Annotated in this window: 24 protein-coding genes; 10 read left to right on the forward strand and 14 right to left on the reverse strand. The window is 61.5% G+C overall.

Going from position 1 to position 26,398, the window contains the following annotated elements:
* Window positions 1-67: 67 nt before the first annotated feature.
* The 6 genes from ABQM86_RS09970 to ABQM86_RS09995 all read right to left on the reverse strand — a co-directional run bounded on the left by ABQM86_RS09970 (window position 68) and on the right by ABQM86_RS09995 (window position 6,048).
* Window positions 68-655, reverse strand: a complete 588-nt coding sequence (locus ABQM86_RS09970) for a hypothetical protein (RefSeq protein ID WP_207597305.1) — start codon at window positions 653-655, stop codon at window positions 68-70.
* A gap of 12 nt (window positions 656-667) precedes the next feature.
* Window positions 668-1,816, reverse strand: a complete 1,149-nt coding sequence (locus tag ABQM86_RS09975; protein ID WP_207597306.1) for a zinc-dependent alcohol dehydrogenase — start codon at window positions 1,814-1,816, stop codon at window positions 668-670.
* Window positions 1,817-1,869: 53 nt separating this feature from the next.
* A complete protein-coding gene (locus tag ABQM86_RS09980; RefSeq protein WP_369746517.1) occupies window positions 1,870-3,018 on the reverse strand; it encodes a glutathione-independent formaldehyde dehydrogenase in 1,149 nt (382 codons plus the stop codon).
* Between the two features lie 328 nt (window positions 3,019-3,346).
* Window positions 3,347-3,463, reverse strand: a complete 117-nt coding sequence (locus ABQM86_RS09985; protein WP_369746518.1) for an ATP-binding protein — start codon at window positions 3,461-3,463, stop codon at window positions 3,347-3,349.
* A gap of 116 nt (window positions 3,464-3,579) precedes the next feature.
* The gene (locus ABQM86_RS09990) at window positions 3,580-4,485 is read right to left on the reverse strand and encodes a helix-turn-helix domain-containing protein (protein WP_280627835.1); all 906 of its coding nucleotides are present in this window, start codon (window positions 4,483-4,485) and stop codon (window positions 3,580-3,582) included.
* 312 nt (window positions 4,486-4,797) lie between these two features.
* On the reverse strand, window positions 4,798-6,048 hold the full coding sequence (locus ABQM86_RS09995) for an ROK family protein (protein ID WP_280627836.1): 1,251 nt from the start codon (window positions 6,046-6,048) through the stop codon (window positions 4,798-4,800).
* A gap of 250 nt (window positions 6,049-6,298) precedes the next feature.
* Between ABQM86_RS09995 and ABQM86_RS10000 the strand changes: the two genes are divergently transcribed.
* The 8 genes from ABQM86_RS10000 (at window position 6,299) to ABQM86_RS10035 (ending at window position 15,007) form a co-directional block, all read left to right on the forward strand.
* Entirely contained in the window at window positions 6,299-7,435 is a 1,137-nt protein-coding gene (locus tag ABQM86_RS10000; RefSeq protein ID WP_369746519.1) for a Gfo/Idh/MocA family protein, read from the forward strand.
* Window positions 7,432-8,475, forward strand: a complete 1,044-nt coding sequence (locus ABQM86_RS10005; protein ID WP_280627838.1) for a Gfo/Idh/MocA family oxidoreductase — start codon at window positions 7,432-7,434, stop codon at window positions 8,473-8,475. Before ABQM86_RS10000 ends, ABQM86_RS10005 begins: the two co-directional genes overlap by 4 nt.
* A gap of 44 nt (window positions 8,476-8,519) precedes the next feature.
* Window positions 8,520-9,638, forward strand: coding sequence for an ABC transporter permease (locus ABQM86_RS10010; protein ID WP_369746520.1), 1,119 nt, complete (start codon window positions 8,520-8,522; stop codon window positions 9,636-9,638).
* A 70-nt stretch (window positions 9,639-9,708) separates the two neighbouring features.
* On the forward strand, window positions 9,709-10,698 hold the full coding sequence (locus tag ABQM86_RS10015) for a sugar ABC transporter substrate-binding protein (RefSeq protein ID WP_207597312.1): 990 nt from the start codon (window positions 9,709-9,711) through the stop codon (window positions 10,696-10,698).
* A 77-nt stretch (window positions 10,699-10,775) separates the two neighbouring features.
* Window positions 10,776-11,627: a sugar phosphate isomerase/epimerase family protein gene (locus tag ABQM86_RS10020; protein WP_207597313.1), complete on the forward strand. Its 852-nt coding sequence runs from the start codon at window positions 10,776-10,778 to the stop codon at window positions 11,625-11,627.
* Entirely contained in the window at window positions 11,620-12,474 is an 855-nt protein-coding gene (locus ABQM86_RS10025; protein WP_207597314.1) for a sugar phosphate isomerase/epimerase, read from the forward strand. The genes ABQM86_RS10020 and ABQM86_RS10025 overlap by 8 nt, the downstream gene beginning before the upstream one ends.
* A complete protein-coding gene (locus ABQM86_RS10030) occupies window positions 12,471-13,967 on the forward strand; it encodes a sugar ABC transporter ATP-binding protein (RefSeq protein WP_369746521.1) in 1,497 nt (498 codons plus the stop codon). The genes ABQM86_RS10025 and ABQM86_RS10030 overlap by 4 nt, the downstream gene beginning before the upstream one ends.
* 26 nt (window positions 13,968-13,993) lie before the next feature.
* Window positions 13,994-15,007, forward strand: a complete 1,014-nt coding sequence (locus ABQM86_RS10035; protein ID WP_369746522.1) for a sugar phosphate isomerase/epimerase family protein — start codon at window positions 13,994-13,996, stop codon at window positions 15,005-15,007.
* Window positions 15,008-15,416: 409 nt separating this feature from the next.
* Here ABQM86_RS10035 and ABQM86_RS10040 read toward each other — a convergent pair whose 3' ends face one another.
* From ABQM86_RS10040 to ABQM86_RS10060, 5 genes are all read right to left on the reverse strand, one after another.
* Window positions 15,417-17,036, reverse strand: a complete 1,620-nt coding sequence (locus ABQM86_RS10040) for an ABC transporter permease (RefSeq protein ID WP_369746523.1) — start codon at window positions 17,034-17,036, stop codon at window positions 15,417-15,419.
* The gene (locus ABQM86_RS10045; protein ID WP_369746524.1) at window positions 17,036-17,944 is read right to left on the reverse strand and encodes an ATP-binding cassette domain-containing protein; all 909 of its coding nucleotides are present in this window, start codon (window positions 17,942-17,944) and stop codon (window positions 17,036-17,038) included. Before ABQM86_RS10045 ends, ABQM86_RS10040 begins: the two co-directional genes overlap by 1 nt.
* Window positions 17,945-18,142: 198 nt before the next feature.
* Window positions 18,143-19,603: a mycothione reductase gene (mtr, locus tag ABQM86_RS10050; RefSeq protein ID WP_369746525.1), complete on the reverse strand. Its 1,461-nt coding sequence runs from the start codon at window positions 19,601-19,603 to the stop codon at window positions 18,143-18,145.
* A gap of 154 nt (window positions 19,604-19,757) precedes the next feature.
* Complete coding sequence (locus ABQM86_RS10055) at window positions 19,758-20,750, reverse strand: 2-hydroxyacid dehydrogenase (protein WP_369746526.1); 993 nt, start codon at window positions 20,748-20,750, stop codon at window positions 19,758-19,760.
* Window positions 20,747-21,946, reverse strand: a complete 1,200-nt coding sequence (locus ABQM86_RS10060) for a pyridoxal phosphate-dependent aminotransferase (RefSeq protein WP_207597321.1) — start codon at window positions 21,944-21,946, stop codon at window positions 20,747-20,749. Before ABQM86_RS10060 ends, ABQM86_RS10055 begins: the two co-directional genes overlap by 4 nt.
* A 430-nt stretch (window positions 21,947-22,376) precedes the next feature.
* On the opposite strand from ABQM86_RS10060, the gene ABQM86_RS10065 reads away from it, so the two are divergent.
* Together ABQM86_RS10065 and ABQM86_RS10070 are read left to right on the forward strand one after the other, a co-directional pair.
* On the forward strand, window positions 22,377-23,477 hold the full coding sequence (locus ABQM86_RS10065) for a ferredoxin reductase (RefSeq protein WP_207597322.1): 1,101 nt from the start codon (window positions 22,377-22,379) through the stop codon (window positions 23,475-23,477).
* Between the two features lie 13 nt (window positions 23,478-23,490).
* The gene (locus ABQM86_RS10070; protein ID WP_369746527.1) at window positions 23,491-24,642 is read left to right on the forward strand and encodes a fatty acid desaturase; all 1,152 of its coding nucleotides are present in this window, start codon (window positions 23,491-23,493) and stop codon (window positions 24,640-24,642) included.
* Between the two features lie 63 nt (window positions 24,643-24,705).
* On the opposite strand, the gene ABQM86_RS10075 is transcribed toward ABQM86_RS10070, so the two are convergent.
* The 3 genes from ABQM86_RS10075 to ABQM86_RS10085 all read right to left on the reverse strand — a co-directional run bounded on the left by ABQM86_RS10075 (window position 24,706) and on the right by ABQM86_RS10085 (window position 26,393).
* Window positions 24,706-25,008: a hypothetical protein gene (locus tag ABQM86_RS10075; RefSeq protein WP_369746528.1), complete on the reverse strand. Its 303-nt coding sequence runs from the start codon at window positions 25,006-25,008 to the stop codon at window positions 24,706-24,708.
* 63 nt (window positions 25,009-25,071) lie between these two features.
* Entirely contained in the window at window positions 25,072-25,839 is a 768-nt protein-coding gene (locus ABQM86_RS10080) for an SCO1664 family protein (RefSeq protein ID WP_369746529.1), read from the reverse strand.
* Window positions 25,839-26,393, reverse strand: coding sequence for a DUF3090 domain-containing protein (locus ABQM86_RS10085; protein ID WP_280627852.1), 555 nt, complete (start codon window positions 26,391-26,393; stop codon window positions 25,839-25,841). Before ABQM86_RS10085 ends, ABQM86_RS10080 begins: the two co-directional genes overlap by 1 nt.
* Window positions 26,394-26,398: the final 5 nt, after the last annotated feature.

Here is a 26,398-nt window from a genome sequence, read left to right on the forward strand (position 1 = left end):
CAAGGACAAACTGTTAAGCACGACGGCGGCGGGTTGCCCTGTGGGCCAGCCCGCCGCCGTCGTGGTGTCAGGCCGGTCGGTGCTTCCGCACCCTCCTCAAGGCGGCTACTGCCCCCAGACCCGCCAGTACCCACGGGGCACCGACAAGTATGGGGTCGATCCACTGATGGTTCAGGTCGGCGCGCTTTTTCCCGAAGCGGGAACGCGCACCATGGTGGGTGAACTCGCTGAGCACGCCGGTTTCGGTCACCGGGTTGTCCGGTTGCAGAGTTGCGAATGCGCGCACGTGGTTTTCCCACGCGTCCACTCTGTCGGCGGCGATCAGCACAAGCCAGTGGGCTGCGCGGCCTTCGCTGTATTTCCCGTACGCGTACTTCCGCAGCGCACCGGAGATGCCCTTGGGAGGGGTTGAGGTGCCAAAGACGGGGGTCACGAAAGCGTGTTCAATGGACCGCTCCCGGGGCCATTTCTCCTTCTGGCGTTCGGGAAAGTCCCAGCGCGCCCCGGTCTCGATACCGGGCTGCTCGCGGGGGTAGGAGGGCCTGTCCGCCGGGTCGAGGTCCACGCCCCATCCCGGGATCCGTGCCCGCAGCTCCTCCGCAGTTTCCTTCAGCGCGGGCGTGCCGGAGGTGTAGGGCGTCGGTATTTCAGCCATTGCGATCCCCTTTCAGACCGTGGTTGCGACGATCAGGGGCTTGATGCAGTCATCAAGCTTCGCCGAGAAGATGTGGTAACCCTCGGCGATGTGCTCCAGAGGGATGCGGTGGGTGACAATGTCGCTGGGTTTAAGATGCCCGTTCTGGATGTGTTCGAACAACCGGGGCCACTGCCTTTTGACAGGGCATTGGTTCATCCGAAGCGTCAGCCCTTTGTTCATCGCGTCACCGAACTTCACGGCGCTGAAGAGCGGTCCATAGGCGCCCACTACTGACACCGTGCCGCCCTTGCGGACGGAGTCGATGGCCCAGTTGAGGGCGATGGGAGACCCACCCTGCAGTTTCAGCTTGCTGCTGGTCACGTGCTGGAGGAAGTTACCGTCCGCTTCAGCTCCTACCGCATCTATCACGACGTCGGCGCCCAGGTAGTCCGTGGCTTTTTTCAGGTGCACCACAATGTCGTCGTACTCAACAAAGTTATAGGTTTCGGCATGGGCGAACGAGCGGGCCTTTTCCAATCGGTATTCCAGGTGGTCGATGACGATCACCCGCCCCGCTCCCATGAGCCATGCCGACTTTGCCGCGAACAGGCCCACCGGGCCGGCACCGAACACCACAACGGTGTCACCTTCGGCAATGTCGCCCAACTGGGCGCCGAAGTAGCCAGTAGGCAGTGCGTCCGTGAGCAGGACTGCGTCTTCCTCGTCCATCCAGTCCGGAATCTTGCTGGGACCCACGTCAGCGAACGGCACGCGCACAAACTCAGCCTGGCCGCCGTCGTAACCCCCGCAGGTGTGGGAGTAACCGTAAATACCGCCCACGGCAGTGGCGTTCGGATTCACGTTGTGGCAGTTGGAGTACAGGCCGCGTGAGCAGAAGTAGCAGGACCCGCAGTAGATGTTGAACGGAACCATGACCCGGTCCCCGACCACCAGGTTCTGCACCGAGGAACCCACCTCGTGCACCACGCCCACAAACTCATGACCGAAGGTCATCCCGACCCGCGTGTCCGGCATCATGCCGTGATAAAGGTGCAGGTCTGAGCCGCAGATGGCCCCCAACTTCACTTGCACGATCGCATCATTGGGATGTTCGATCTGCGGTATGTCTTTTTCTTCCACGCGTACCTTATAGGGCCCGCGATACACCATGGATCGCATCAGTTCCCCTTCCGGGAAGTAGTTCGTTCCGGCATTGAAATGACCTCCCGGGCCTAGGTGCCGTCGGGGTGGAGGACGACTTTGGTCCAGCCGTCGACGCGGTCATCGAAGTTTCTGTAGGCCTCCGGGGCCTTGTCCAGGGAAAGTTCGTGGCTGACCAGGAATGAGGGACTGGCTTTTCCGCCGGCAATGAGGTCGCGAAGGGCCCGGTTGTATTTCTTGACAGGGCACTGGCCGGAGCCCATCGTTTGTCCTTTGAACCAGTAGTTTCCATAGTCGAAGGCCACCTGCCCCTGCTTGGCGAGTTCGTCCGGGGCGCCAGGATCCTGCGGCAGGAACACGCCTACTACGCCTAGGCCGCCGACGAACCGGACGGAGTCCACCAGGCGGTTCAACGTCAGGTTGGGCTGTTCGTTTCCGCTGGGGTCGTGCGCCTGGTACCCGACGCATTCGCATCCCCGGTCAGCCCCGAACCCCATGGTTTGGTCTTTGACGAACTCAACAGGGTCCACTTTGGAATCGTCTACAGGGATAGCGCCGATCTGTTCCGCCAGCTTCAGGCGGTCACTGTGACGGTCCACCACCATGACCTTTCCGGCGCCCTTGATGATGGCCGAGTAGGCGGCCATGAGTCCTACTGGCCCTGCGCCGTAGATGACGACCGAGTCCCCGGGGTAAACGCCGGCCATCTCGGTTGCGTGCCATCCGGTGGGGAAGATGTCCGCGACCATGACATAGTCGAGTTCCTTCTCCTCGGCGTCCTCGCCCAAACGCAGGCAGTTGAAGTCTCCGTACGGCACGCGCAGGTACTCGGCCTGTCCGCCTTGATACGGGCCCATGTCCGCGAACCCGTACGCCGCGCCGGCGAGCTTGGGTTCGGGCTGCATGGTCAGGCAGTAGTTGGTGAAGCCCCGTTCACAGTTCTTACAGAATCCGCAGGCGATGTTGAACGGCAGTACGACGCGTTCGCCCACCTTGACCTTGCTCACCGCGGAGCCGGTTTCGATCACTTCACCGAGGTTCTCGTGCCCGAAGGTGCGTCCGGTCTCGAAGCTGGTGCGGCCTTCGTACATGTGCAGGTCGGAGCCGCAAATATTCGACGACGTTATTCGCACCAATACGTCGGCGGGGTGCTCAATCCTGGCATCAGGTACATCCTCGACGCTGACGTCGTTCGGCCCTTTGTAGACTACTGCCTTCATTTTTCCGCTCTTTTCTTGTTGCCCAAGCCGATCCGACCAAGTCGATGTAGCTTTCCGGGGGCGCAGGCGCAGAAATGGCGCGGGGTCCTGAACGGAATAATGGCGCAGCCGTAACCCAGAAACGGGTGTTGATTCAGCGAGGAAATGGGGAGTGCAGGTTGAGACGCGAGAGTCGCTCAGAAGGGGCCGTAAGGCCCAACGCTTTCAGACCGCAGGATGTCCGGGACGATCCGCCTGCTGGTCCGTCCGCAAACGAGACAATGAATAAGCTTCAATACTAAGCACACTTATTAATACTGTCGAGGTGTAGCGACAGAAAAGATGACGATCAATTTTGCCGGTTGCGTTGGGCGGGAATGGTGACTGTCACGGTGGTGCCCTTGCCCGGCTGGCTGCTGAGCTTGATCGTTCCGCCGTGGGCGTCGATGACGGCCTTGGCGGGCACTAACTGAATTTTGGCCCGAGGTCCATACATCAGGCTTGCCCGCCAGCCTCAGCCGACACCATCACTATGCGACCACGGAAGCGGCGGGACGGTGCCAAGGCAGGGCCTCCGACGGGTCAAGCTGCTGGGTTGAGCTTCTGCCGCAGTTGCTGCAGTGCCATATGAACGACGGGCTCGGATTTATGGATCTCCCTGACATTCATCCCGGTGAACTCTTTGATGGCCCGGCGCATGCTTTGAACGTTGGTGAATCCGCTCCGTGTCGCAATTTCTGAGTAGGTGATTCTTTGAGCATGGGCTTGAAGCAGAAGCTCCAACGCTTTCCGGGTTCTCAAGGCGCGGATTCGCTCACCCAAACGGAGTTCTTCGGTCTCAAAAAAGTAGAACAGGGAGCGACGGGAGAGGTTGAACGTTCCGGCGATCATTGCCACGTCCAGATTTGGGTTGTCGTAACTGCTCTCAAGGTATTTCTTTACCGCCCGGCTTAGTGCCGGTTTCTGTGTCTCATCGTCGGCCGGCGATTCGAGCAGGGAGCCCACCAGGGTTGCCATGACGGATCGTAGGATCTCACTGGTTCCTGATGCCTCACTGTCGATGCCGGGCCGCTTCCAACTCATCAATGCGGGTATCACGAAGGTGCCCACAATGGGGTGGCTTGCAAGGTCAGGCAGGCGAAGAAGGGAGCGCAGTCCGCCTTCGCTGACATTGAGACTGACGCGGTCCATGTTGAGTTGCTGTGCGTGGAATCCTTCGGGTGCATCGAAACTGCCACCAAGCGAGGTGTCGATGAATCTCACCGAACCCGTTGGAACCGGCTCGGGGGTGCCATTGAGATCGAGGGTCAGACCCGACGCCTTGCGGAAGTAGGCCAGGCGCAAGTCAGTGGAGTCGGGATTCGGCGCCCAAAAGCCCAGCGCGGGGGTGTTGTGCATCTCTATGAGGCTGAAGCCCGGTCCGGCAAGATTAATAGCTGAGGGACTGACGGACGCAGGACTCTCTCCTTCTGACCGCTCCAGCCTCATTGGTGTTTCGACGGCGTTGCCGTACCAGACCCGCCAATGCTCGAACCTTTGTTCTGGAGTGAGCCCTTCCGGTACTGCGTAACGTCGCACACGGGCGCTGTTCCCGTCACCAGATTGAGGCATGCCGTCCTCCTTTACCAGCTGAGCATCATGGCAGTCTTGCGAGCTGGCACGGCGGCTTAGGGAAGCGCTTGCGGTGACTCGTCAGACCGACCGAAAATGAGGTCCGCTGGTAGGTCAATTTTACCTCCGGATGCACCTTCGGCTGGTGCGTTGATGTGTATATGTTTTTCACAGAGGTGCGTCTTGCAATTATTTGGCCAGCGCCTCAAGGAGCGGCCGGTGTGTGGGGAAAGCGGGCTCATTTTCCTGCCGGTTGATAATTTCGTTTCCGTCGGAAAGCGGTCTGGTTGCCAGTTGATTTACTCGGTGGGGGGAGAGGACATACTCGACGGCCAGGATGCTGGCGCCAACCACTCCAGCTTCCGGCCCGGTTTCGGACTGGGTGATTGTCAGGTGCTGGGTCGCTAAAGGCGTTGATCGTGCGTAGACCGTTTCGCGTATCCCTGCCATGAGGTGTTCTCCGGATTGGGCAAGCGATCCGCCCACAACAATCAGGGCGGGGTTGATGAAGCTCACGCACATGTTGAGCATTTCTCCGATGTCGCGGCCCGCTTGGCGGACCGCTTGGACAGCAGCCAGATTCCCGGAACGAACCAGCGAAACGACATCGCTTCCAGTGGTTGCCTCAAGCCCGCTGTCGCGGAGTTGAGCGGCGATGGCAGGTGCGCCTGCAATGGCTTCCAGGCAGGCACTCTTGCCACAGCGGCAGAGAATTCCTGCCCCCCGGGAAACAGCAATATGGCCGACGTCTCCGGCGACACCTGCCGCGCCACGCTGCAGTTCTCCTCCGCTAACCACTCCAGATCCGATGCCAGTGGCGACTTTGAGGAAAATCATGTTCTCCTCGTTGGGCCAACGGGTCGCCCGCTCGCCGAGGGCCATAAGGTTGACGTCGTTATCGACGAGTACGGGTACGCCCAAGGTTTGCTGAATGTAAGCGGGAACATCGAATCCGTCCCACCCTGGCATGATCGGCGGGCTCGTCGGCTTTCCGGTGGAGTGCTCTACCGGGCCAGGTAGTCCGATGCCGACGGCGATGACGTCCGCAGTCGGGCGCGCCAAAACTTGCAAGTGTCCCTTCACCATCGTCAAAAGCCAGTCCAGGACCGCTTCGGGTCCGCATGAAATCTCCAGCCGCTCAGTGGTTTCCACGAGTATCGTTCCTGACAGGTCAGTGAGGGCCACTGTGGCGTGTGTCGCGCCGACGTCTGCGGCCGCCACCAACTTTGCGCCTGGGTTGAAAGCTAGCCGCGCCGATGGACGACCTCCAGTAGAAGGTGCCCCTGATACGGGAACCACCAGTTCCAATTTCAGGAGCGGCTCAAGGCGGGAACTGACGGCAGCTCGGCCCAACCCTGTTGTTCCAGCCAGGTCTGCTCTGGTTCGTGGTTGTCCGTCCCGCAGGATTTGCAGTAGTTCGCCGGGTCCGCCGTTGTCCATGACACTCCAATTCGGGGCTAAAAAGAGGTTGTTCGTGAGCCTGAATTCTTGACGCGTCGGGCTCACCGGACCCTGAGGGCCCTCATCTCCACTTAGTGTCAAGCGGCTCACTCGTTCCCGTCCACCCGGCGAAGTGCTTAGCATCACAAAGTGCAACTTGGGTGTGCATTCGACCCCCATCAGCGTCAAAAGGTGCAGACTTTTGTTGGGCCCCTGACCAAAGCCACGTGCTGCGTGTCACTGTTTCGACATGGACAACGACAGAACCACGACAGCCCCCTCCCGGCTACGGGCCGGATTCGTCGGCGCCGGGTTCATGGCCGATGTGCACAGCCGGGCCGCCCGCGCTGCAGGGGCGGATATCGTCGCCATTGCGTCTTCGAGCCGTGCCAGCGCCGACCGCGCCAAAGACCGCCTGGGTGTGCAGCGGGCTTACGATTCCGCCCAGGACCTTTTCGAGGACGACGCGATCGACGTCATCCACATCTGCACGCCGAACGGCACTCATTACGGACTGGCTGAAGCTGCGCTGAAAGCAGGTAAGCATGTGGTCTGCGAGAAGCCATTGGCCACCAACGTCCAGGATGCAGCCGAACTTGTAGAGCTAGCCGCCATGGCCGGGACAGTTGCGACCGTCCCCTTTGTCTATCGCTTCCATCCGATGATCCGGGAAGCCCGGGAACGTATTTCCTCGGGCCAAGCAGGACGGATCTCCGCTATCCAGGGCTCTTACCTCCAAGACTGGTTACTCTCCCGGGAGGACGACAACTGGAGGGTGGACGCCGTTGTGGGTGGGCCCTCGCGGGCGTTTGCCGACATCGGCTCCCACCTGTGCGACCTTCTCGAATTCGTGAGCGGTGAACGGATAACCAAAGTCAGTGCCATGAGCAGGACTCTGTTCCCGGGCCGGGCGAACAACAGGGACATTCAGACCGAGGATCTCGTGGCGGCTGTTTTCGCCACTGATTCGGGCAGCGTGGGAAATCTCCTGGTCAGCCAGGTTGCGCCCGGCCGAAAAAACCGCCTGATGATCGAGATCGCGGGTTCAGAGAGCACCCTCCAGTTCGACCAGGAAGCCCCGGAGACATTGTGGCTGGGTAAGCGGGCGGGGTCCCAGTTGCTTGTCCGTGATCCGGGGGCACTCAGCCCGGAAGCAGCACGGCTCAGCGTGCTGCCAGCTGGTCACCCGCAGGGTTATCAGGATGCGTTCAATGCGTTCGTGGCCGATACCTATGCCGCCATCGGCGGTGACCTCCGCGAAGGCCTGCCGACCTTCCAGGACGGACTCAGATCAGCCGTCCTTACACAAAGCATCATCAAATCCAGCAAGGACGGCGAATGGGTCGACGTCCCAAACACTAAAGAACCAGTAGGAGTGCAGCTATGAAGATCATTCAAGTAGGCCTCGGCGCCTGGGGCGCCTCATGGCTGAACGTGATTCACCACAGCAAGAGTTGGGAGCTGGCCGGCGTTGTCGACGTCAACCCCGACGCTGCGAGGGCCGCGGGTGAACAATACGGAATCCCTGCCTACGCCACCATCGACGAGGCGCTGGGACACAAGGACACGTTCGACGCTGCCTTGGTCATTGTTCCACCCGAGTACCACGCAGCGGTGGCCATCCCGGCTCTGGAAGCAGGGGTGCACACACTCATTGAGAAGCCCCTCGCCCACAGCCTTGAAGACGGCATTCGCATCATTACAGCGGCAGAGAAGTCCGGCAAACAAGCCATGGTTTCACAGAACTACCGTTTCAAGCGCGCCGCCCGCACCGTTCAGCGCCTCATCCGCGACGGAGTCATCGGAGACCTCGAGCACGTCTTCATCGACTACAAGAAGAACCCGCCGTTCGAAGGGTTCCGGCTGGAAATGGATGAACCACTGATCGTGGATGCCATGATCCATCACCTTGACCAGCTCCGCGGCATCGTTGGTGTCGAACCCACCGCCGTGCGTGCGCGCTCTTGGAACACTAGCACCTCCAGATTCAAGGGCAACGCCTCCGCCGTGGTGCAGTTCGACTGCGACAACGGTGCCCGCGTCGTCTACACGGGATCGTGGAGCTCATACGGTCCGCAGACCAGCTGGGACGGCGACTGGGAAATCCAAGGCAGCAAGGGCACCATCACCTGGAAGAACAACGAGGTCACCATCAACTTCGCCTCACTGTTTGACACCGTCTTCCTTGCCGGCGCGGTGGAACGCTCCGGCGTCATGCACGTCGATTTGGACCCGTTGCCGGTGGAGGAACGCTTGGGGACCCTCGAAGCGTTCCGCGACGCCATCGAAACCGGAAACAAGGCTGAGACGGATGTCACCGACAACATTCAGAGCTTGCAACTCGTCATGGCCACCGCCGACTCCGCCCGCCAAGACGGCGCGCCCATCACCTTGAAGACCAACGCCGAACTCTTCGGCAGCCACTAGCACTTCCGACCCGAGGAAGTGTCGAATTGACTGGAGATACAAACATGCAGCCACAAACAGCCACCGGCTCGTCCGGTCCGGTTTCCGGGAAGGCTGGCCCCGGAAAATCCCACGACGATTCCCGTTCACGGCTTTCCGGCATCGGCGACTTCATCGGTGCGCAGGGCCTGCTGGTCGTCGTCCTGCTATTCGGTGTACTGCTGACGTTCCTCAGCCCGGTATTCCTGACCACAGTCAACCTGGTAAATCTGTTCTACCAGTGCACGATCCTCGGTGTGTTCGCCATTGGCATGACCTTCGTGATCCTTACTGGCGGCATCGACGTTTCTGTAGGATCGACGGCTGCCCTGTCGTCGGTGCTGTCCATGGGCGTGATCGTCAACATGGATATGCCGCCGGCAATCGGACTACTGACCGGCCTCGTGGTTGGAGCCGGAGTCGGTGCCGTCAACGGACTGATGGTCACCAAGCTGGGGATATCCCCGCTGATCGCGACCCTGGCAACACTCTCCGCCGGGTCGGGAATCGCCTTCGCCTACTCCGACGGCGGCAACATCACACCTGTACCCAAGGTGCTCACCGAGGTGGTCAGCGCCAAAATCGCAGGAATTCCCCTGCTCATACCGGCCGTTCTGGTGCTGGCGTTCCTGGCCCATCTGGCCCTAACCCGCACTACCTACGGACGCTCCATCTACGCCGTCGGCGGTAACAAGGAAGCTGCCCTGCTCGCAGGGATCCGGGTAGACCGCGTCACCATGAACGCCTACATCATCGCTGGTCTCTCGGCGGGCATGGCCGGGCTTCTGCTCACCGGCCGCCTGGCCTCAGGAAGCCCGAGGGCGGGCGACGGCATTGAGCTGACAGTCATCGCAGCTGTGGTCATCGGCGGAACAAGCCTCTTCGGCGGCCAAGGAAACATCAAGGGCACACTGCTCGGCGTGCTGTTGATCGCAATGGTTTCCAACGCCGTGAACCTGCTCGGAATCCCTTCCTCCTACGACCGGATTGTCCAAGGCGTGGTGATCTTCGCCGCAGCCGCCCTGGACGTCTACCGCTACAAGTACGTCCAAAAGAACCTGTCACGTAAACGCAAGATCGGACCGCCGCCATCGAAAGACACGGACGGCACTCGTGCACCACAAACTACCGAAGCTCCGGCCTGACGCCTGACGCCCCACGCAAGCAGGCCGCCCCGGCCGGCATGCCCTAGCACCCAACAGAAAGAGTAAGTCAATGAAGACCTCACCCAAACTGGCGGTTCTCGCGGTAGTTTCCGCCGCAACCATCGCCCTGACCGGCTGCGGTGCACCTAGCGCCGCACAGGAATCAAACGACGGAACAAAGACAAAGAAGATCGCCGTCTTGCTCTACAGCCAGAGTTTTGAATTCATGGTTGCCCTCGGGCAGGGCGTCAAGGATAAGGCGGAGGAGCTCGGCGTGGAAGTCACAGTCCTTGATGCCAAAGGCGATTCCAGCACCCAGATCAGCCAGATCCAGGATCAACTCGCCCAGGGTGTGGACGGCATTGTCCTCAGTCCGAACAACTCAGCTGAACTGGTTCCCGGAGTCCAGATGATCCATGATGCCGGAAAGACCGTCACCACCGTGGACTCGGTCATCCCGGGGGACATCGCCGACGCCGCCGTCGCCTTCGACAACGAAAAGGCCGGCAAACTCGGGGCCGAAGCCTTGGCCAAACTGATGGAAGAAAAGGGAACCGTTCTTGAATACCAAGGAGCCAAGGGCGCATACCACGCAACCCTGCGCGGCAAGGGTTTCAGCGAAGGTATCCAACAGTTCCCTGGTATCAAGGTCATCGGCCGTGACGCACAGTGGACTGCAGACAACGCACTGTCATTGACCGTCGATAACTTCACCGCCGACTCAAGTATCAACGGCCTCTTCAGCCACAACGACGAAATGGTGCGGGGAATCGTCTCCGGCCTCTCGCAGATCAACAAGGACGCCCCGGTCGGAGCAGAGAACCACATCCCGCTGGTTGGCGTCGACGGCACACCGCTCGCCCTGGAGCGCATCCGCAACGGTACCCAGGACGCGACGATGGACCAGAACCCGTTCGAGATGGGTGCACTGGCCCTTCAGGCCCAGGTTGACCTGCTTGACGGCAAGCAGGTGCCCAAGATGCAACTGACCGACACCAAGCTCATCACCAAAGAGAACGTCGATGACCCCACTCTCTGGGGCAACATCTTCAAGGACTAGCGCAGCTAACCCCTCGGCTGCCTGGCCAGGCCCCGCCGCTTGGCCAGGCAGCAACACCAATTCCCTCAAGGAGAAACATGTCCCGCTTCAAGTATTCCTACAACGCCATCGTCTACTACCAGGAAGACATCGCCAAAGGCATTGACCGCGTCGCCCGTTACGGCTACGACGCCATCGAACTGGTCGGAGAACCGGCAACGCACAACGTCGACGAGATCAACAAACTGACCAGCGACGCCGGTATCGACGTCAGTTCCATCTGCAGCATCTGGTTTGGAGAGGAACGCGACCTGATCAACCCCAGCGCCGCCAACCGGCAGAAGGCCTTGGACTACGGCAAGTCGGTAGCCGACTTCGCCGCCGCCGTCGGAGCTCCGACCATCATCGTCGGGCCATCCCCGGTGGGCAAGACCGAAGCCCTGGCGAGCGATGAACAGGAATGGGAATGGGCGGTCGAGAATGTCCGCACACTTGGCGAATATGCGGCGAGCGTCGGCATCAACATCACTCTCGAACCGTGGAACCGCTACGAGACGCATTTCCTGAACCGGCTCGACCGGGCTGTGGAACTTCTGGACGCTACCGGTCTGAAGAACGCCGGCGTGCACGGCGATCTCTTCCACATGAATATCGAAGAAGACAGCATCCACGGAGCGTTCGCCCGTGCTGGCGGCAAAGTCAACCACGTCCACCTCGCCGACTCAAACCGGGCTGCCCCCGGCGTAGGACACATCGACTTCCGTCCGACACTGCAGACGCTGAAGGACATCAACTTCGACGGCTACCTGACCTTCGAACTCCTGCCCGCCGCGTCGAACCCCTTCGCCATGATGGCTCGTGGCGGCCACCTGGAGTTCCTGGACCCCTACACCGAAAAGGCCATCAACGAAATGAAGAAGCTGGAACAGGAGCTTTGGCCCCATGAGTAAATACGAATTCGGGGTCAGCACCTTCATCCTGGTCTCCCCGTTCACCGACCGCGACGTTGATCAGTTCGACGTCGCCAAGGAGATGGGCTACGACCTGATCGAGGTCTGTATTGAGGACCCTGCCGTCGTCAGTGCGGAAGCACTGAAGGAAGCCTCGGAACGGACCGGACTGCCCGTATCCATCTGCGGGGCGTTCGGACCGGACCGCGACGTCTCGCACGAAAACCCGCAGAAGCGTCGGCAGGGAATTGACTACCTGAAACTCTGCGTTGACATCGCCCAAGCCGTCGGTTCCCCCCACGTTGCCGGCCCTATGTACTCAGCCACCGGCAAAGCCCGGCTGCTTCCCCCCGAAGAACGCCGGCAGCAGCGCCAGTGGGCGGCCGACAGTCTGCGTGAAGTAGCGGACTACGCTTCCGAACGCGGCGTCACGTTGGCCATAGAACCGCTCAATCGCTTCGAAACGGATCTGGTCAACACTGTGGAGCAGGGTCTGGAACTTTGCGGTCTGATCGGCCGGGATAACGTAGGCCTGATGCTCGACACGTTCCATATGAACATCGAAGAGAAGAGCATCGCGGCGGCCATCACCTCTGCCGGTGACAAGGTCTTCCACTTCCAAGTGTCAGAGAACGATCGCGGAACGCCCGGCAGCGGTCACGTGCCGTGGTCCGAGACCTTTGACGCGCTGAAAACGATCGATTACCAAGGTTCCATTGTTGTCGAATCGTTCCTCCCCACTGTCGAGGAAATCGCCAAGGCCGTTTCGCTCTGGCGGCCGGTGGCACCGTCCATGGATGCGCTGGCCAGAGATGGACTCACGTTCCTGAGGAGGGAACTGCCGTGATTGGGACGCCCGGACGCGCTTCATCAATCGTTGAAGCACGAAATCTCGTAAAACTGTTTCCGGGCGTCGTGGCCCTCTCCGGCATGGACTTTGAGCTTCATGCCGGAGAGGTGCACTGCGTCTGTGGTGAAAACGGAGCCGGAAAATCAACGCTGATCAAGACCCTCAGCGGGTTCTATACTCCCGACGAAGGCGGCGTGTACGTGGACGGCGAACTCATGCCCTCCAGCACCGCGGCTTCCAAAGCCGCCGGGATCGCCACCATCTATCAGGAACACAATCTGGTCCCGGACCTGTCGGTCGCCGAAAACGTCCTTCTGGGAAACTGGGGCGGACGCAAGGGCATCCTCTCCCGTCGCGATATCCGCAAGCGGGCAAGGAAGGCCCTGGACCAGGTTGCACCCCACCTCAACCTCGACACCCCTGCGATGGCGCTCTCAACGGTGGACGGACAGATGGTGGAAATCGCGCGTGCCATTGCCCAGGACGCAAGAGTGATCATCATGGATGAGCCAACCACTGCCCTGACCGAGCAGGACGTGGAGAAACTGTACAAGCTCGTCAACGAACTCCGGGACAAGGGCCTGGCGATCATGTACGTTTCGCACAAACTGGAAGAAGTCTTCACCCTGGCCGACCGGATAACCGTAATCCGCGAGGGCAAAACCGTGGCCTCATCCGTCCCTGCAGATGAGCTCGATGCCCGTTCCGTTGTGCAGCTGATGGTGGGCAGGGATGTTGACCTTTACGAGCACATTCCCCGCGAACGCGGTGAACTTGTGCTTGAGGCGCAGGGTCTAAGCCTTGTCGGTGCCTTTGAGGACGTGAACCTCCAGCTGCACGCCGGTGAAATCGTCGGACTGGCAGGACTGGTCGGTGCCGGCCGAACCGAGGTAGCCCGGTGCATCTACGGGGCCGACAAAGCCGACGCCGGCACTGTGCACGTAAGTGGCCGGAAACTCAAGCTCCACGGCGCCTCTGCCGGCATTGCCGCAGGCATTGCACTTGTCCCGGAAGAGCGAAAGCTGCAGGGCATCATTCCCATGCTGTCCATCCGCGAGAACACTACCCTTACCCTGCTGAAGCAGATCAGCAAGTGGGGCGTACTGCGGCGTGGCTACGAAAAGAAGATGGTAACCAGCTACATTAAGGAACTCGATGTCAGGACCCCATCCGCGGAAACCCCCATCCAGTCCCTGTCCGGCGGCAACCAGCAAAAGGTCATCATCGCACGCTGTCTGGCGAGCAATCCCAAGGTACTCATTTTGGACGAGCCAACAAAGGGCATCGACATCGGCGCGAAGGCGGAGATCCATCGCCTCATCGAGCAGCTGGCCCGCAGAGGCGTCGCCGTACTCGTGATCTCCAGCGAACTCCCCGAGCTGCTGGAGCTCTCCGACAGAGTGATGGTCATGCGGTCCGGCCGGGTAGTGGCCGAGCTGGATAAGGCACAAGCAACCAAAGAAAACGTCATCGCTTATGCCGCGGCGTAAGCGATCAGACCAGAACGGAGAGAATCATGCCCGATCAACAGACCCGGCCGTTCACCTTGTTTACCGGCCAGTGGGCCGACCTCCCCTTCGAGGAAGTCGCTCGCCTTGCCTCGGGCTGGGGCTATGACGGCCTGGAAATCGCCGTCTCCGGAGACCACCTGGACGCCTGGCGCTGGGACGAACCCGGCTACGTCGAGTCCAAACTCGCTGTCCTGGAGAAGTACAACCTGAAGGTCTGGGCCATCTCCAACCACCTCAAAGGCCAGGCCGTCTGCGATGACCCCATCGACTTCCGCCACGAAGCCATCGTCGGCTCCCGCGTCTGGGGCGACGGGGAACCCGAAGGCGTCCGCCAACGCGCCGCCGAAGAAATGAAACACACCGCCCGCCTCGCAAAAGCGCTCGGCGTGGACACCGTGGTGGGGTTCACCGGCTCTTCCATCTGGCAGTACGTGGCCATGTTCCCGCCCGTCCCCGAAAAAGTCATCGAGGCCGGCTACCAGGACTTCGCCGACCGCTGGAACCCCATCCTGGACGTCTTCGACGAAAACGGTGTCCGCTTCGCCCACGAAGTCCACCCGAGTGAGATCGCCTACGACTACTGGACCACCGTCCGGACCCTCGAAGCGATCGGCCACCGGGAAGCGTTCGGCCTGAACTGGGACCCCTCCCACTTCATGTGGCAAGGCATCGACCCCGTGTCCTTCATCTGGGACTTCAAGGACCGGATCTACCACGTGGACTGCAAAGACACCAAGCTCCGCCCCACCGGCCGGAACACCGTCATGAGCTCCCACCTGCCCTGGGGCGACCCCCGCCGCGGCTGGGACTTCGTCTCCGCCGGACGCGGCGACGTGCCCTGGGAATCGTCCTTCCGCGCCCTCACCGCGATCGGCTACAACGGCCCCATCTCCGTAGAATGGGAAGACGCAGGAATGGACCGACTCCATGGGGCACCCGAAGCCCTGGCCGCACTGAAGAAGTTCGACTTCCCGGCGTCGCAAACCAGCTTCGACGCCGCCTTCAGCAGCAAGGACTAAGTATGTAACCGACGTGATCCGCACCCTTCGACCCGGCCAGGGCTGCAAGGTGTGGTCGAGTCTGGTTTGACATTCCCGTCGGCCAATTCGCTGCTGTTCATGGCTTGACCTCCGCTCCTCGAAAGCTGTGGAGCGGAGGTCCAAGCCTTTAACCACAGCCACATCGTTTGGGGTCTTGAGGTCAAGCCTGGGGAGAACGAGGAGGGCGGAGCCACGAAAGGGCCCGGGATTGGTCAGGCGATGCCGGTCGCCTTGCCAACGGGTGAGGCCTGGAATCCACCTGAAAAGCTGGCGGATTTCCTCGCTGCGGGGCAGCCTCCTATCTATGGTGGGTTCGGCTCTGCCTTGGAACAGATCGCGGGTGCCACGGTTCAGGGTGACATGGTTTACAAGCTTCGTGTCCAGTGGCTCATGCTGCGAGGTCTCGCTTGCTGAGCAGAAAGCCGGCTAGTCCGGCTCCAGTCAGGGCAATGCCGGTCATGGTGAGGGCGGCTATGGGGTCGAAGGCTTCGACGGGCATCGCCGCCGTGTGGCGGAACGCGCTAAGGTCCTGGAGCCAGGCGGGCAGGCGCATCAGTTCGCCGAATTGCCCCAAAACCAGCCCGACGGCCAGAAACCCCCAGCCTAAGGCGATGCTCGCCCGCGGGATAACAGAGAAGGCCACGGCCGTAGCGGCAATGAATACGACGGCGGCCGGTACGTGAGCCAAGGCGGCGCCGATCAGCAATCCAGGAGGTCCGCTTGCCACGCCCGACACGGCAAGACCTGCGGCGGCTGCGGTTCTCGCAACCACAGCCACCATCACAGTAGAGACGGTAGCGAGGAGCAGGTTCGCACCGAGCCAGCGTGCCGGGGAACGCGGCGCCGCCAAGAGCAGTTCAGCTCGCCCTTCCGCTTCTTCTGTGCGAAGCCGCAGCACAACCTGGACACCTGCGGCAGCCGCGAGGACACCCGCGATGCCCAGCAGCGCGGTAGTGAAAACGTCAATGAGCTCCCCCCGGCCGCCGGGAACGAGCCGGAAAATCAGCTCGCGAAGCGACTGATTCCCGCCGATGACGTTGGTGACCACGGGCCCCAGCCCACCGGCCATGCCGCCAAGCAGGCCCGAGAAGAGACACCAGCCCAGCAAGATGAATCGTTGTTGGTGCCATGCCAAGCCGAGCAAAGAAGAGGCCCCGGTCGCGGCCCGCTCCCGTCCGGCGCGTTCGGCCAGCAGACTTTCTCCCAGATCTCTTTTGCTCCTGAGCCAGATGACGGCCAGCGCCAGAAGAAGGCTCACCGCAACCAATCCCAGCAGCGGGATGGGATCAGCCACCGAGAACGGCCGGGAACGTTGTCCCCAGCCGATGGGGGAGAACCACGAAAACCATCCACTGGTCACCTGGGTCAGGTCAGCGGACGGGGTACCGAACGCGTCGCCAACGCCCCGCACGAAATACGCCCCGCCGACCAAGGCGGCAGCTGCGCCGTTGGATGCCCGGCCTGAGGGCATGATCTGTGCGACGAGTCCACTGATTGCTACGAAGAACGCGCCCACAGCGCCGACTGCCGCCCCGGCGGTGATGGCGCCGGACAAGGGTAAGCCTGCGGCAACGTAACCGGCCGCCACGGAGACTGCCAGAACCAGATTCGCCGTGCCTCCAAGGATAAGGGTGGCCGTGATTGGTGCGGCCCGGCGGACCGGGACGGAGCCAATCAGTTCCGCTCGTCCGAGTTCTTCATCCGTGCGGGTGTGCCTGATGACCAGGAAAGTGCTCATCAACCCTGCGAGGACAGCGGTGAACGCATAGCCTTGAAAGAACACGACTGCCCCGACAGTGGTCCCGTCAGGAAGTCCCCGGACGAACAGGAACGCAGGGCTTGCCCCGGCAACAGTGATGATCGCTGACCGGGCTGCTTCATCACCAAATTCGGTGGCCACGGCATTGGCGATAATGAAGCCAAGAAAGGCAATGCTCAGGATCCACACCGGCAACAGCACCCGTTCCCTGCGCGCCTGCACCAGCAGAAGTCCCATCATTCCGGACATCAGCGAACCTGGCCGTTCGCGCCGCTGTAGTGGCTGAGGAAAAGGGACTCAAGCGATGGTGGAGACACGGTCAAACCGCTGAGTCCGGCCGCTGCTACCGCCTGCAGCAACGGCGAAAGGTCGGCCGGGTCGACGTCGAACTCAACCAGGCCGCCGTCGACTATGAGGTTCTGCACGCCGGGCAGGGAGTGAAACAGTTCAGGTTCGGTGGCGTCGATCCTGAAGTGGGTGTGTTTCAGGTGACGCAATCCGGCCAGGGTTCCTGATTCCACGGTGCGTCCTGCGCGAATGATGGTCACCTTTTCGCAGAGCTGTTCAACCTCGCTGAGGATGTGGCTGGACAGCAGCACTGTGGCGCCCTCCGCAGTGACGCGCTGAACCTGCCGACGGAAGACCGACTCCATGACGGGATCCAAACCCGCGCTGGGCTCATCGAGCAAATACAGTCGAGCCGGCCGCGCGAACGCAGCAATCAGGGACACTTTTTGGCGGTTTCCCTTCGAATATGTCCTGGCCTTACGACGCGGATCCAATTCAAATTCTTCGATCAAGTCCCGGCGGAGCCGTTCGTTGACACCGCCCCGCAGGCTCGTCAGCAGATCGATGACTTCGCCGCCGGAAAGGTTAGGCCACAAGCTCACATCTCCCGGAACGTAGGCGATGTCCCGGTGGGCGCGGACGGGGTCTTGCCAGGGGTCGAGTCCGAAAACGTGGGCCGTTCCTGCGGTGGGACGCATCAAGCCCAGGAGGACACGCAACGTTGTTGATTTGCCGGCCCCGTTGGGGCCCAGGAAGCCGTGGACTTCCCCGTACCCAACCCGCAGGTCCAGCCCGTCAAGGGCGCGGGTCCTGCCGAAAACTTTGACGAGCTGCACGGCGTCGACGATTGGTTCTGACGATGATGGCATTGCGGAGATCCTGTCTTCGGTCCAACGACCCAGACGGACGCCGGAGCCGTTCCGCGGGCATTTCACCCAGCGGGCCGACCAGTCTTCCCGGCTCTCCGATCCACAGCCTACGTCTGTGCAGTCCCCCAAGGAAGAGGACCACGCACACCCGTTAGGGCGCGGTGTTCACCTTGCCGATCAACGCGTCAGCCCGAATCCTCAGTGGTCCACGCCGGGGCGTGCGCGGAAGACGGTGTTGGTGTGGTCCGGTTGGTTGAAGGTGAGACCGAGCAGGGCGTTTTCGGTGACCTCAGGTAGTGCGGGGTGAATCCAGTATTGGTTGGCAGCGAACGTGCGTACATCGAGGTCGAAGGCCAGGACGGTGATCATCTGCTGGATCAGGGTTGATGCTTGGGGGCCCATGTAGTGGGCGCCGAGGAGTTTGCCGGTGTCTTTGTCGGCGATGAGTTTGCAGATGCCGGTGGTGTCTTCCAGGGCCCAACCGTAGGCGACGTCCCCGTAGCTTTGGACTTTGGTTGTCACGTTGTGGCCGTGTTCGCGGGCTTGGGATTCGGTCATCCCGACGGTGGCGATCTGGGGGTGGGTGAAGGTGGCGGCGGGGACGTGGTCGTGGGGCATTCTCTGCAGGCTTTCCGGGTTGAGCAGGTTGTGCCGCACCGCGCGCATCTCGGCGTTGGCGACGTGTTTGAGCATGTAGGGCGATGAAACGTCGCCGAGGGCCCAAACTCCCGCAGCGGAGGTTGACCGGCCGTAGTCATCGACCTTGATGCGTCCGGCGCCTATCGTCTCGATCCTGCCGGAGGGCAGGTCCAGCAGGTCCCCGTTGGGGATGCGCCCGGTCGCTACCAGCAGTACCTCCCCGGTGGCGGAGGTGCCGTCGTCGAGCCTGACAGTTATGCCTTGACTTGTCTGGTCGGCGCCGATGATGGTGCGGCCGGACCGGACGTCGAAGCGTTCGGCGGCGAGGTCGTTAAACGGGTCGTGCAGGTCCTCGTCGAGGTTCCGCAGGAGTGTGGAGCGGGCGATGATTGTGACGTCCGTGCCGAGGGCGTCGAAGACGTGGGCGAACTCCATTGCGATGTAGCCGCCGCCGATGACCACCAATGATTTGGGTAGATGAGGGAGCCGCATGATGTCCTCATTGGTGTGGTACCGCACGCCCGAAGCGGCGATGGCCTCGGGGATGAAGGGGCGGGAGCCCGCGGCGATGACAACCTGGTCACCCGAGATGGTTATCTGCTGGTTGCCTTGACCTGTTTGCAAGGTGCGTTCTCCGATGAAGACAGCGTGCTGGTCGTAGACATCGATGTTCGGAGTCTGTGGTCCGCGCCGGTATTCCTCACCGGCGGCGGCAATGGGGTCGACGCGGTTCTCGAAGATCCGGCCCACTATGCCGGGCCAGTCTACGGAGTTGACCTCGGCGTGGAGGCCCAGCCGTGCGGACCTGGCGGTCTGCAGCGCGGTGTCGGCGGTGTGGACGTACATTTTCGAGGGGATGCAGCCGGCGTTCAGGCAGGTGCCGCCGAACGTTGCTTCCTCGATGATCGCGATCGACCGGTCTTCGAACCCGGGTCCGGGAATGGAGTTCCCGGAGCCCGTGCCGATGATGATCAGGTCGTAATGCCGATCCACGGCGGCCTTGCTGGAAGTGGTGTGCATGCAGGTGGTCCTCACTCTGGGGTCTTCCCAACCCTACTGAACACAACCTGTCGGGACCCATTACACGGGCCGCACGGCAAGGCAGGGGAGCGCCCGCGAAGCACGGACACCCCCCTGAATACTTACCGGGTCGCCTGATCATGGCGCAGCGGAGTCAACGTTCTGCTCGTTGTGCACCCCTGACGCCCTCAGCGATTGGTGCTGGGGGCTGTTCCCCGCTCAGCACTGCGATGGCGTTGTCAGCGGCGAGCATGGCCATGGCGGTGCGCGTCTCCACCGTCGCCGAGCCAAGGTGCGGCAGGAGCGCAACATTGTCCAGTTCCAGCAGGCCGGGATGGACGCGGGGCTCCTGCTCGTAAACGTCGAGCCCAGCTCCCGCGATTGCACCCTCCCGGAGCGCGGATGCCAGTGCGTCTTCATCGACAATGGGTCCGCGGGCGGTGTTGACAAGGTATGCCGAGCTCTTCATTTCTGCGAGTTGCCCGGCCCCGATCAAGTGGTGAGTGGCGGGACCGTAGGGGCAGTGCAGTGAGACGACGTCGGAAACGGCCAGCAGCTCGTTGAGATCGACGCGTCGTGCATCCAACTCGGCGGCGACCGTGGGATCGATTTCGCTGCGGGACTGGTACACGATCTCCATGCCGAAGGCCTTTGCCCGACGCGCGGTTGCCTGGCCGATGCCGCCCATGCCCACGACGCCGAGTGTCTTTCCCTGCAGGCTGGACCCCAGCAGGAAGAACATGCCCCACTTCCATGACTCGCCCGACCGGATAAGCCGTTCGCCCTCACCGAGCCGGCGGGTAGCCATCAGGATGAGGCCGAACGCGATGTCCGCCGTAGCGTCGGTGAGCACACCGGGCGTGTTCGTGGCGACGACTCCGCGCGCGGTGCAGGCGGGCACATCGATGTTGTCGTATCCGACGGCGACGTTCGCTACGACTTTGAGCTGCGGGCCGGCGGCGTCGAGCAGTTCGGAATCAACGCGCTCGGTCAGCAGGGACACGATCGCGTCTGTATCGGCTACCCGCCGCAACAGCTCTTCGCGGCTGATGGATTCAGGCCCCGTCCAGGCATCGACGTCGTGCTCGGCGCGGAGCTTTTCAATGGCAGCATCGGGAATGCGTCCCGTGACGAGGACCCGGCTCATGCCGTTGCGATCCAGTCGCGCAGGCGGCCAAGGCCGTCGCGGATGTCAGCGACGTCGATGCCTGAGTAGGCGAGCCGGATGTACTGCCGCTCCTCGCCGGGTTGGCGGCGCCCAAAGTGCTCACGTGTGCAGAAGGAGACTCCGGTTTTGTAGAGTGCGTCGCTGGCGAAGTCGCCCACTGCTGTGTACCCCATTTTCTCCATGACGTCGGTAACGTCGGGGAACAGGTAGAACGTCGATTGAGGTACCGCGACGTGCATTCCGGGGACGGAGTTCACGAGCTCGCAGGCAGCATCCCGGCGCTCACGCAGGATGTCGAGCATCTGTTGGACCGGTTCCTGGGTGCCGCGGAGTGCTTCGATGCCAGCCCACTGCACGTAGTGGGTGGTACAGGATTCGTCGTTGGTGTTGAGCGTGCTGAGGACTTTCGCGATCTCAAGTGGTGCGACTGCGCAGCCCAGCCGTGAGCCGGTCATGGCGAACTTCTTGCTGAAGGTGTACAGAATGACAGTACGTTCAGCCATGCCAGGAATCGAGGCAATCGAGCTCGAAACCCCCTCGTAGCGGGTCTCAAAATAGGCCTCATCGGAGAGAACCCAGAGATCGTGCTCCTGCGCGATCTTGGCGATGGCTTCACGTTCGGCAGCAGTCGACTCGGCGGAGATGGGGTTCTGCAGGTCGTTGTAGATGATTGCGGTGGTGTTCGGAGTGATCGAGGCCCGAACCTGATCGAGGTCGATCGAGAAACCCTGGCTCGTGGGGAGGTAGCGGTACGGTACTGCCTTTCCTCCGAGGTATTCGATCTGCGACTCGTAGATGGGGAATCCCGGGTTCGGGTAGAGCACTTCCTGTCCGGGGTTCATCACGGCCTGCAGGAACTTCGTGATGACCGGTTTGCCGCCCGTCATTACTACTACGTTCTCTGCAGAGAAGGTCACTCCGCGGCGTGAGCCAAGGTCTTCGGCAAGGGCTTCGCGGAGCTGTGGGATGCCCGGGCCGGGGCAATACCCGGTGTAGCCGTCAGCGATTGCCTTGGTCATGGCTTCGACGATATGTGGGGCGGTCGGGATGTTGATGTCGCCGAGATGGAAAGGGTAAACCAGATTTCCCTTTGCCTTCCAGGATGCCGCGGCTTGGGCCACGCTAAAGGCGGTTTCAGTGCCGAGCCGTTCGAGCCGATGCGCGAGTTGCTGCATGCCGTTTACTCCTCGTTGAGTCAAAAGTCCGTCGTAGACATCTAATACTTAACTAATATATCAAAGGCGGAGCGCTCCGCTCAAGGATGCTCGCGATCGAGCGGCGTCGACGATGAGCCAAAAACCTGAATCCGGATACTTGGACTACCGCACTGGCGGTCTTTATTGGTTGCGGGTTTGCATCCCATCCGCTGGGCGTATTACGGTCTAGCTACTGAAACCGGCATGGGCGCAAAAGCCCGGAGGGGAGGGGCGCATCACCGCTGACCGATCCACGTATCGCCCCATTCCCGTTGAAAGCCCCTCCTGAGGGGCTTTCCCTGTGTTTCAAGGGATGAGATTTATAAGTATACTTATGATATTTGCTGGTTCGGATATCCCGGCACATGTTGCTGAGGTCTTCGGTCTCCGTCGTTGCGAGGAGTAGTTCATGGTCAGCTTTCGTCCCCTGGCCCGCATCGCCTCGGTTTTGACCACCCCACTTGCGCCTGAGGATGTCCTGGCGTTGTTCAACCCGGTCTATTCGTCCCGTCAATTGCGTGGAGTCGTCACCGAGGTAGTCCGCGAAACACCTCAATCAGCCACCATTTTCTTCCGGCCCGGCCGAGGCTGGCATGCCCACCTCGCCGGGCAGTGGGCGAGGATAGGCGTCGAAATCAACGGGGTCCGCCAATGGCGCTCTTATTCGCTGAGTGCGCCGGCTGGCAAAGGTCCGGCCATCACGGTCACTGACGTAGGATCCGTATCCGGAACCTTGGTCCGCAAGACCAAGGTGGGTGACGTCCTTTTCCTGGCGCCGCCCCAGGGCGATTTTGTCCTCCCCGAGCATCCCCGTTCGCTGCTCATGCTCACTGCGGGAAGTGGCATCACACCCGTCATGTCAATGATCCGGACGCTTGTCCCAAGCCGCCCTGACGCTGACGTTGTCCTGATCCACTCCTCCCGTGAAGAAGGCGACAGTATCTTCCGCGAGGAACTGGACGAACTTGCCGATCAATTTCCCAACTTCCGCGTGGTGCAGTGGCACACCAGTGGACGTGGCCGCATGAACTTCACGTCTGCGGCCGCTCTCGAAGAGGTGTGCCCGGACTGGCGCGACAGGGCCGCATACGCGTGCGGCCCGGGGTCTTTCCTGGATGACGCCGAAGCTATGTGGAACCAGGCAGCGTTGACTCCTGCCGGCACATCAGGGAAGACAGCAAACGGTGGAACGGGGCAGGGCTCGCTCACTATTGAGCGCTTCAGCACCGAGCTCCTGGGAGGGGACGGCAGCGAAGGCGGCGTGGTCACGTTCGAAACTTCCGACCGGGAGGTCAAGGCCGACGGCGGTGTCCCTCTCCTCGACGTCGGCGAGGACGCAGGGGTCCTGATGCCCAGCGGCTGCCGCATGGGTATTTGTCACAGCTGTCTGACTCCCTTGCTCGCCGGGAGGGTCCGCGATCTGCGCACCGGTGAGATCCATGGGGCACCTGGGGAACTTATCCAAACCTGTGTCTCGGCAGCCGCCGGGCCTGTCAATCTGGAAATCTGAGGAGTACAACCGCATGTCAGTAGTCTCAGCCAAAGGCTCCGTCACCGCCGTCGGATCCAAGACCCGGCCCGGTGCCCTTGCCGATGAGGGAAGGCCCACGGTGCGGCCGCCGGCGGCCGCACATTTGAGCGACGAGCAAGTAGCCCAACTGGGCCGTGAGCTTGATGCAATCCGCGACGAAATTCTTGCCAAGCGTGGCTCCAGCGACGCTGCCTACATCAGGCGGATGATCAAGATCCAACGTGGATTGGAAATCTCAGGTCGTGCCGCACTGCTGATAGGCAAGAACAAGGCTGCCTGGTTCACCGGCACCACACTTCTCAGCCTGGCAAAAATCCTGGAGAACATGGAACTTGGCCACAACATCCTCCACGGCCAGTGGGACTGGATGCGTGACCCGGACATCCACTCCACCACCTGGGAGTGGGACTTCGTTACCCCGTCGCGATCGTGGCAGCACACGCACAACGACCTCCACCACCGTTGGACCAACGTGGTTGGCAAGGACCGCGACGTCGGCTACAACCTTCTGCGCATGGACCCTGACCAGGAGTGGAAGCCCTTCAACCTGGGCAACCCCCTTTACAACGCTTTGCTTGCGCCCGTATTTGAATGGGGCATAGCCCTCTACGACTTGGAGATCCCTGAGTACAAGGAAGGCCTGAAGTCCAAGGAGGCCATGAACAAGGACCTCAAAGCGCTGGGGCGGAAGGCGCTCAAGCAATTCGCCAAGGACTATGCGGCCACCCCAGCCTTGGCCATGCTGATGGGCTCCGGGAAACAAGCCCTCTATGGCACCCTCACTGCCAACGCCATCCGCAACGTGTGGGCACACGCCGTCATCTTCTGCGGCCACTTCCCGGAAGGAACGGATACGTTCACCGAGGAAATGGTGGAAGGCGAAACCCGCGGCGACTGGTATGTCCGTCAGATGATCGGATCCGCCAACATCTCCGGGTCACCGTTCATGCACCTCATGACGGGGAATCTGTCGCACCAGATTGAGCACCATCTCTTCCCTGACCTGCCGTCCAACCGGTACGCCGAGATTGCGCCCAAGGTCCGTGACATATGCCAGCGCTACGGCTTGAAGTACACCACGGGGCCCCTGCTTAAGCAGGTCGGCTCTGCCTGGGCCAAGGTCTTCAAGCTCGCTGTGCCCTAACCCTGCCGGATGAGCGCCCGTCCGCGCCGAGATCCCGGTCCCACGGTCTCGGTGAACCGGTTTCTACTCGGGCTTGAATGGTGACAGCCGGCTGATTCTTTGTCGTGCATCGGCTATCAGGGGACGTGCTGCCAGGGCTCCTGACTTCACAGAAGAGAACACCTTACTGATGGTGCCGCTGAAGCGTCCCTCGCTTCGCAGGTTTTGGGTCAGTTCCCACGTGGTCCGGATGGAGTGCACGGCGAGGACAACGACGAAGAGGGAGATCACCAGGCCGGCAACTGAGGCGGCCACGATCATCACCCCAGTGATGTGCACCAGGAGCACGGCAGAAATCACAACGGTGTGGGCGTCAAAAAGTTCCATATTCATTTCTCGTGGAGTAGAGGGTGGGCTGGTTTCGCTGGGAATCCCTTAGCCGGAATTATCCTAGAACAGAGGCCAGGGCACCGCCGGCATGTCACCGCTCGGAGCCGGGAACCGTCCAAGCAGGCGCAGTCGCTCGCAGCGTGTGGCGAGCGAGGCGATTTCTTCGGCGCTCAGCAAGTCCGCCAGGTTTTGACCCAGCCCACCGTTCAAACCCTCTGCGACACGATCGATGCCTTCGAGTTCCCCGGCGGCCAGCGGGTCGCCCAGCCATCCCCACAGCACTGTGCGCAACTTATGGTCATGGTGGAAGGTCAGTCCATGGTCCACGCCGTGTCGGTGTCCGTCCGCCATGGCCAGAATGTGGTCGCCTTTACGGTCGGCGTTGTTGACGATCATGTCGAAGACTGCCATGCGTCTGAGCGCTGGCGAGTCTTCGTGAATGAGGGTGACCATCCGTCCCTTCTCATCCTGTCCTTCGAGAACGTGCTTCCATCCCGTTTCCGGCGCGTGGTCCGTTGCAACCAGATCGACGGCGCGCTGGGCAGGGTCTCGCTCTTTCCACAGTTGGACCATTCCTTCGCCCAACGGGCCATCGCGCAGCCAGGTGCATGGCACGATGTCCCCGCCGAATACCTGCGATACCAGGTACGCGGCCACCTCCCGGTGAGCAAGTTTGCCATCGGGGAAATCCCAGAGCGGACTTTCGCCTGCCATCGGCTTATAAACGACTTTTACGTCCCCGATGGCGCCCAGGAATGTCGCGTTTGAAGCCGTCGTGATGCGGCCAGTGAGCGTCAGCTCGGCGGTCGCCAAGTCCGGCGCCGGCATCACGCCTCGGGAAGGGTGCAACTGTGCCCGTCGGCGTCTATGGGGTATCCACAGAGCGGGCACGTCGGGCGCCCGGCTCCGACGATTTCACGGGTGCGCTTGGCGAATGCGCGGGCGGTGCCTACCGGCATGCGCACCAGCAGCATTTCCGCTTCGACTGCGTCGTCCCCAACGAGCGGCTCGTCGTTGTCATCAGCATCGACGTCGGCGATGGGGTAGGCCTCAATCACCACTTGGGCTGTGGTGGGATCCCAACCCAAACTCATGGCTCCAGCGCGGAACTGCTCGTCAACCGCCTCAAGGGGATCGTTGTCGACAAGCTCGATGGGAGTACTGGTCGGTACGCTGAACGGATTCCCCTGAACAGTGATGAGCTGGTCAAGGATCTCGTCGATCTTTTCTGCGAGCTGGGCCGACTGCTGCTTCTCCAAGGCAATACTCACGATCTGCTTCCCTGCACGCACTTGCAGGTAGAACGTCCGCGACCCTGGAAGGCCAATGGTCCCAACTACAACCCGATCAGGCCAGGCAAACTCGTGAACACTTGTAGGCATGCTTG

Origin of the sequence: Paenarthrobacter sp. AMU7, from assembly GCF_041200195.1 — a bacterium.
Lineage (GTDB): Bacteria > Actinomycetota > Actinomycetes > Actinomycetales > Micrococcaceae > Arthrobacter.